Here is a 6,816-nt window from a genome sequence, read left to right as displayed (position 1 = left end):
GGTTGCGGCGGCGTCCAGGTCTTGCGACTCGTCGGCGGCCAATTTGGTGAACACGTAGAGTTTGATCTTGGGTTCGGTGCCGCTGGGACGTGCGGCCACATAGTTGCCTGCTTCGGCCAAGTCCATGATGATCAGGTTGCCGACCGGACCGTCCAGCGGCGATTGTTCTCCCGTGGCGGTGTCGGTGGCGACGCTGTTGAGGTAATCGCGAACGCGTGTGACGGGGATCCCGGCCATCGACTTTGGCGGGGTTTCGCGGAACGCCTTCATCAGCCGTTGCATCGCGGCCATCCCCTCGCTGCCTTCCATCACCAGATTGATCAAGTATTCCTGGTGCAGTCCGTGAGTGCGATACAGTTCGGCGAGGTGGTCGTGCATCGACACGCCGCGTTGTTTCAGTTCGGCAGCCAGTTCGCTGAGCAGCATGCAGGCGACCGCGCCGTCTTTGTCACGACAATACTGTCCGACCAAGTAGCCGTGCGATTCCTCGGTTCCGAAGACGAACTTGTCGGGGCCGTTGGCGTCCATGGCTTCGGCGATGTACTTGAACCCGACCAACAGGTCGCTGATGCATTTGACGCCGTAGCTGTCGCACAGGCTGCGGATCAGTTCGGTCGTGACCAGGGTCTTGACGACGTAGTGATCGGCCGACAGGGTGCCCGCTTCTTTGCGTTTGCCCAGGATGTAGTCGGCCAACAGGGCGCCGATTTGGTTTCCGTTGAACGTTCCCCACTCTCCCGAGGCATCCAGGGTCTTGGGGGCGGCGACACCCAATCGGTCGCAGTCGGGATCGGTGGCCAGGATCAGATCGAATCCGTTGGCTTTGGCATGTTCGATCGGCGCTTCGAAGACCGCTTTATTTTCGGGGTTGGAAACGTGTCCGGGGACGTTGGGAAAGTCACCGCTTTTTTCGGCGTGCGGACCATAGACTTCGACGTCGGAAAAACCGTCGGCGGCCAGCAACGGCATCACGGCTTCGGCGCCGACGCCGTGCAGCGGCGTGTACAGGATCCGAACGTCACGCGATCCTTCGAATGCCTGCGCGGCGGTGACTTTTAAGAACGCCTCGTCGATTTCTTGGGTGATCATTTCGACTTTTCCGTCGGCCAGTGCCTGGTCGAAGGGCGTGACGCGAATTTCTTCGCAGCTCATCACCCTGTCGATGATCGCCTTGTCGTGTGGCGGCAGCACTTGGGCGCCGCTGGACCAATAGACTTTGACGGCATTGTCGCTGGGCGGGTTGTGGCTGGCGGTGACCATGATGCCGCAATCGCACTGTTTGTAACGGACCGCGTACGACAGCTGCGGCGTGGCACGGTAGTCGTCCAGGAAATACACCTTGAATCCCGCCGCGACCATGATGCCGGCACACAGCTCGGCGAAGTGTCGCGATTTGTGCCGGGTGTCGTAGGCGATCACGCAGGACAGGTCTTTTTGGCCCTTGTGGTATTCGACGACGTAGTCGGCCAGTCCCTGGGCACTTTCGCCGATCGTTCGGTCGTTGATGGCGTTGGAACCGATCGGGTACATTCGACCGCGGCGGCCGCCGGTTCCGAACGGGATAATGGTCCAGAACGCATCGTCGAGCGCTTGCCACTTTTCCTGGGCGATCTCGGCAGCGACCTGATCGCGGTACAGTGCATAGCGATCCTCGGTCAGCCAACATTGGATGTTCTCGACGGCAGTTTCGCTCAGTTTTCCGTCGGACGAGGCTTGTTTTGCGGCGGCCAGGGCATCGGTAGCGTTCATCAAGAGGGTGCCTGTGTTGAAGGGGAGAGGCAAAAACGTCTTCTTGTCGATTCTGTTGCTGGCGATTCTATTTGTTTTTTGATGTGCTTTGCAACGACCGGTGGCCCGAATGACCGGTCGGTCAAGTGCCATGGGCGGTAACGGCGCCTTGTCCCGAATCTCTAGCGCAATCGGAACCTTTGGATGAGCAATTTGATCATCAGTGTCAGCGGACTACGCGGAATTGTCGGCGAAACATTGACGCCCGTGGTCGCGGGCAGCTTTGTGGCGGCCTTCGCGGCGGAATTGCCTGCCGGCAGCATCATCGTCGGACGAGACGGCCGCAGCAGCGGCCCGATGCTGCGGGACGCGATCGTCGCGTCGCTGCGGGCATGTGGTCGCGACGTGATCGATGCCGATGTGGCGTCGACGCCGACCATCGGTGTGCTGGTGAAGAAAACGGGTGCCGCCGGGGCCGTCCAGATCTCCGCCAGCCATAACCCGCCGCCGTACAACGGCATCAAGCTGTTCGGCGGCGACGGGCGCGTGCTCGACGCGGTCACCGGCGCGAAAATCCGTGATGCGTATCTCAACGGGACCGCCGCCTGGTGTCCGTTCGACCAAATCGGAGACGCTCAAACGGAACCCGATCCACACGCGCCCCACCTGGAGGCTGTGCTGAAGACGGTGGACGTCGATGCGATCCGGGCGGCAAAGTTCCGCGTGCTGATCGACAGCAATCACGGGGCCGGAGGCTTGTTGGGTGTGCGACTGTTGACGGCGCTCGGTTGCGACGTGACCGCGTTGGGCGAGACCCCCGACGGCCAATTTGAGCATGTCCCCGAGCCGACCGCTGAGAATTTGGCCGGGGTCGCCGAAACGGTCGCACAGTCGCAATGCGTGGTGGGATTCTGCCAAGATCCCGACGCCGATCGGTTGGCGTTGATCGATGGCGAGGGACGCTACATCGGCGAAGAGTACACGTTGGCGCTGTGTGTTCAACGCGCGCTGGCTGACGACGCCACTCGTGGTCCGATCGTGATCAACGGGGCCACCAGCGGAATGAGCGAACGCTTGGCCGCGGCGGCCGGGGTTCCCGCCTATCGCAGTGCCGTCGGGGAAGCCAACGTCGCCGACAAGATGATCGCCAGCAAGGCGACCTATGGCGGCGAAGGCAACGGCGGACCGATCGACCCGCGTGTCGGTTACGTCCGCGATAGCTTTGTCGCCATGGCCCAGGTCTTGGATCTGATGGCGTCGACCGGAAAGTCGCTGGCGGAATTGGCCGATGCCCTGCCGAAACTGGCGATCTGTAAAGACAAAGCCGCGGTGTCGACCGATGGCTTGCCGGAGCTTTTTCAGAAACTGCGCGAAAAATACGCCGATGCCAGCGCCGACGAGAGCGACGGGCTGCGTCTGGCCTGGCCCGATCGCTGGTTGCTGGTTCGCGGCAGCAACACCGAACCGATCGTGCGGATGATCGCCGAAGCCGAGTCGGAGACCGACGCGCAAGCGTTGTGCGACGCGGCCAAGCGGCTGATCTGAAAACAATCTGCCGATGCACTGCAAGAGTCACCCTCCCTGGCAGCATTAGTATCTACAGATCTTTTGCATGTCAGATCGATTTTGAGTGGATGGTTTCGGCCAACGGCCGTTTACATCCATAGCCTTGGGCATCGCCCAAGTCCGCTGCCCTGGCAAAAAGGGTCGAGCGCAGCAAGGGGAGGGTCGAAACGTGAGAAACCAAAACCCGATCGTCGCGACGCCCGACCGGTCTCTCCGTCAGCCTAACGGCCAGCGATCTCATCGCTCGGCGAACAGTGTTTCCTGGTGCGGTGCGTTTGTCTCGACGATCGGCAGGCAATGCGGGGCGATTTCTTGGATCGTTTTGGGGCCGATCCCGGGCACGCGTTGGAGATCGTCGAGTGAAAGAAATGGGCCATTCGTTTGTCGGTCCTCCAAAATCCGCTCGGCGGTCCGCGGCCCGACGCCCGGCAACAGCATCAATTCGTGCACGGCGGCGCGATTGAGATCGACTTGGAAGGGATGCAGCGTGATAGGAGACTCGTCGTGGTGGCGACTTCGGGCCGCCCAACCCGAATACAACGCCAATCCGACGATCGCGACCAATGACAGCGCGCGGGTCGCGTTCTGAATGGCCGGATGAAGCAGCGATGGTAAACTCTTGTTCGTTTCAGCGTTCATCAGCATTCGCCTTTTTGGCGTCTCCTGCGGCGCCTGCTTGGACGCCGCCACTGTGTCGCGTTAGAGTTTCTGCCACCGCCTTCATGTTTTTGCATCGTTGCGTGAGCCGCAAGGCGCCAGGAGTGGTCTGCCGTCGACTTTCGCGAAATAGATGTTGCTAGCGTTTTCCCAACCCCCACCAAACCGTCATGTCCGATTACGTCACCGTCACCGCCGATTCGTCCCTCGAGAACGACACCCGCTTGCTAGTTCGACTGGCGATCGCCGAGGACCTCAGCGACTCGGTCGACTGGACCAGCGTTTGCATGGTCGATGATGAGCAACGTGGCGGGTGTGAAATCGTGCCACGGGAATCGGGTGTCTGTGCCGGGTTGGCGATTTTGCCGTGGATCGTCGATGAGTTCGAGGCTGACCTGGAGCTGGAAGTGCTCTCGGACGATGGCAGCGCGTTGGTTCCCGGACAAGCGATCGCGCGGTTGCGTGGGAATGTCCGCGACTTGCTGACCAGTGAACGGACCATTTTGAATCTGCTGTCCCGTCTGTGCGGCGTGGCGACGCAAGCCAAAACGTATGTCGATGCGATCGCCGGGGCAAAGGCGTCTGTTTATGACACCCGGAAAACGACGCCCGGTTGGCGGTTGTTGGAAAAGTACGCCGTGGTTTGTGGCGGCGGTCGCAATCATCGTCGCGGGCTGTACGACGGATTTCTGATCAAGGACAACCACTTGCAACTCGGTGGTACCGCTGGCCAGCCGATGTCGCCTCGGGAAGCGGTCGAAAAAGCGTTGAAGTGGCGTGGCGGTCAGGTCCAGAGGATGACGGCTCCATCGATCGTCGAGATCGAAGTCGACACGCTGGATCAATTGCGTGATGTTCTGTCGGCCGGCCCCGATATCGTCTTGATCGACAATTTCTCACTCGATGACATTCGAGCCGCCGTTGCGCTTCGCGATCAATTGAATCCCAACGTCGAATTGGAAGTTTCCGGTAACGTTACGATCGACACCATCGCTGCCATTGCTGCGACCGGTGTGGAACGCATCAGCAGCGGCGCGTTGACGCACCAAGCGACGTCGTTGGACCTGGGGCTGGATTGGTACGACGCAGCAGCGAGCTAGGCTTCCAACGAGACTCCGATCGGGTCTCGTTTCGATACGCCGCCCCTGTCCTGACCAGACCGCGCTCGCCATGCCTGAACGTTCTTTCGACAAACACTCGTCCATCGCGGGTGAACGCCACCCGTTGGATTTGCTGCAACCGACCCTCGATGCGTTCTCCATTTTGGGGTCGCTGTATGCGGTCAAAATCGTGGCGCGAGGCTGGATGGACGATGCGGGCATCGTACTCGGCTTGCTGGCCGTGATCGTTTTCTTGATCCTGTCCAAAATCACCGGGCTGGCGCGAACGCGTGACCGTGGCAACGCGGACTATGAAATCACCGCGATCATGATCACTTGGGTGATGACGGTGATGTCACTATCGGTGATCGGATTTGCGACGCGTTATGGCGAGGTGTTTGCCCGCAGCGTGATGTTCACCTGGGCGATTCTGGCGCCGATGACGGTCGCGCTTTGCCGGATGCTGTTGCGGATTGTCCAACAGTCGGCCAAACGTCGTGGATACGGGACGCGTCGGGTGGCGATCGCCGGGCTCAACACGCTCGGTCGACAAACGGCCCAGAACATCGATGCCGAGCCCGCACTCGGGTTCAACCTGGTCGGATTTTTTGACGATCGCGTCGAAGACCGCCCCTCGTTGTCCGTTTCGGACATGAAAGACAAACTCGCCGCGGACAGCGGTGACGGTGAGTCACACGACGAAGCCACTCTGTCGGGAAACCTGAGTGAATTGGTCGATCAATGTCGCGCCGGACAGATCGACACCGTGATGGTGACCTTGCCGATGCGCGCCGAAGATCGCATCCGATACCTGCTGGACCAACTCAGCGATTCGACAGTCTCGGTCTACATCGTTCCCGATTTTTTCGTGTTCGAATTGCTGCACTCTCGCTGGACCAACATGGGCGGCTTGCCCGCGGTCAGCGTGTTCGAGAACCCGTTGTTCGGCGTCGATGGTGCCTTGAAACGCATCGCCGACGTGGCGATCGCATCGGCAGGCTTGCTGGTCGCGGCGATTCCCATGATGTTGATCGCCATCGGAATCAAGCTGACCAGCAAAGGGCCCGTTTTCTTTCGGCAAAAACGATACGGTTTGGACGGGAAAGAAATTCTGGTCTGGAAGTTTCGCTCGATGCGAACGTGCGACAACGGGCCGGTCGTCAAACAGGCGACCAAGGGCGATCCACGCATCACACCGCTGGGCGGCATCTTGCGAAAAACCAGTCTGGACGAGTTGCCGCAGCTGTTCAATGTGATCGAAGGCACGATGTCATTGGTCGGCCCACGGCCCCACGCGACCGCCCACAACGAACAGTATCGAGGATTGATTCGCGGGTACATGCTGCGGCACAAGGTCAAGCCGGGCATCACCGGGCTGGCACAGGTCAACGGTTGCCGCGGCGAAACCGAGACGATCGAAAAGATGGAACAGCGGATCCAGTGGGACCACCAATACATCCGTCGCTGGTCGATGTGGCTGGATCTGAAGATTCTGTTCAAGACCGTGCTGGTGGTCTGGAAACAGGACACCGCGTATTAGCCCGCGTATTAGCTCCAGTACTCGTCCGAAATCGCCTCCAGACAAGACGCTCGTGGCGGCGGAGCGGGTGTGCCCCCCCTCAGGCGGATCTTTGATACACTGACGGTCGAACACAGGTCGATTACACCGTCAAGTGAGTCGTGTCGTGGCAACATCGGAACCGTCTTTGGCGTCGGCAATTGAGTCCTTGGGGCAGGGTGATTTCACGGAGGCGGAAAGCATTTG

General features: G+C 60.2%; 5 protein-coding genes. 3 read left to right on the top strand and 2 right to left on the bottom strand.

Going from position 1 to position 6,816, the window contains the following annotated elements; translation table 11 throughout:
* Window positions 1-1,749 (bottom strand): phospho-sugar mutase (locus ABX749_RS16250; RefSeq protein ID WP_372896897.1); only part of this gene is annotated, 1,749 nt, incomplete at its 3' end.
* A 183-nt stretch (window positions 1,750-1,932) separates the two neighbouring features.
* Between ABX749_RS16250 and glmM the strand changes: the two genes are divergently transcribed.
* Window positions 1,933-3,273, top strand: a complete 1,341-nt coding sequence (gene glmM / locus ABX749_RS16245) for a phosphoglucosamine mutase (RefSeq protein ID WP_372896896.1) — start codon at window positions 1,933-1,935, stop codon at window positions 3,271-3,273.
* A gap of 258 nt (window positions 3,274-3,531) precedes the next feature.
* Here glmM and ABX749_RS16240 read toward each other — a convergent pair whose 3' ends face one another.
* Entirely contained in the window at window positions 3,532-3,933 is a 402-nt protein-coding gene (locus ABX749_RS16240; protein WP_372896895.1) for a ComEA family DNA-binding protein, read from the bottom strand.
* A gap of 188 nt (window positions 3,934-4,121) precedes the next feature.
* Between ABX749_RS16240 and nadC the strand changes: the two genes are divergently transcribed.
* Window positions 4,122-5,051 carry a carboxylating nicotinate-nucleotide diphosphorylase gene (nadC, locus tag ABX749_RS16235; RefSeq protein ID WP_372896894.1) on the top strand — a complete coding sequence of 310 codons (930 nt, stop codon included), beginning with the start codon at window positions 4,122-4,124 and terminating at the stop codon, window positions 5,049-5,051.
* A 70-nt stretch (window positions 5,052-5,121) separates the two neighbouring features.
* On the top strand, window positions 5,122-6,591 hold the full coding sequence (locus ABX749_RS16230; RefSeq protein WP_372896893.1) for an undecaprenyl-phosphate glucose phosphotransferase: 1,470 nt from the start codon (window positions 5,122-5,124) through the stop codon (window positions 6,589-6,591).
* Window positions 6,592-6,816 lie beyond the last annotated feature (225 nt).

The sequence above is a fragment of the Stieleria sp. genome, from assembly GCF_041595215.1.
Classification (GTDB): Bacteria; Planctomycetota; Planctomycetia; order Pirellulales; family Pirellulaceae; genus Stieleria; species Stieleria magnilauensis.
Note: the sequence above shows the minus strand (reverse complement) of the source record. Positions and strands in the feature narration are given on the sequence as shown.

What these genes read in the sequence shown, in the direction of transcription:
- glmM (WP_372896896.1), top strand. Translation starts at nt 1,933, where the DNA reads ATGAGCAATTTGATCATCAGTGTCAGCGGACTACGCGGAATTGTCGGC.
- ABX749_RS16240 (WP_372896895.1), bottom strand. Translation starts at nt 3,933, where the DNA reads ATGAACGCTGAAACGAACAAGAGTTTACCATCGCTGCTTCATCCGGCC.
- nadC (WP_372896894.1), top strand. Translation starts at nt 4,122, where the DNA reads ATGTCCGATTACGTCACCGTCACCGCCGATTCGTCCCTCGAGAACGAC.
- ABX749_RS16230 (WP_372896893.1), top strand. Translation starts at nt 5,122, where the DNA reads ATGCCTGAACGTTCTTTCGACAAACACTCGTCCATCGCGGGTGAACGC.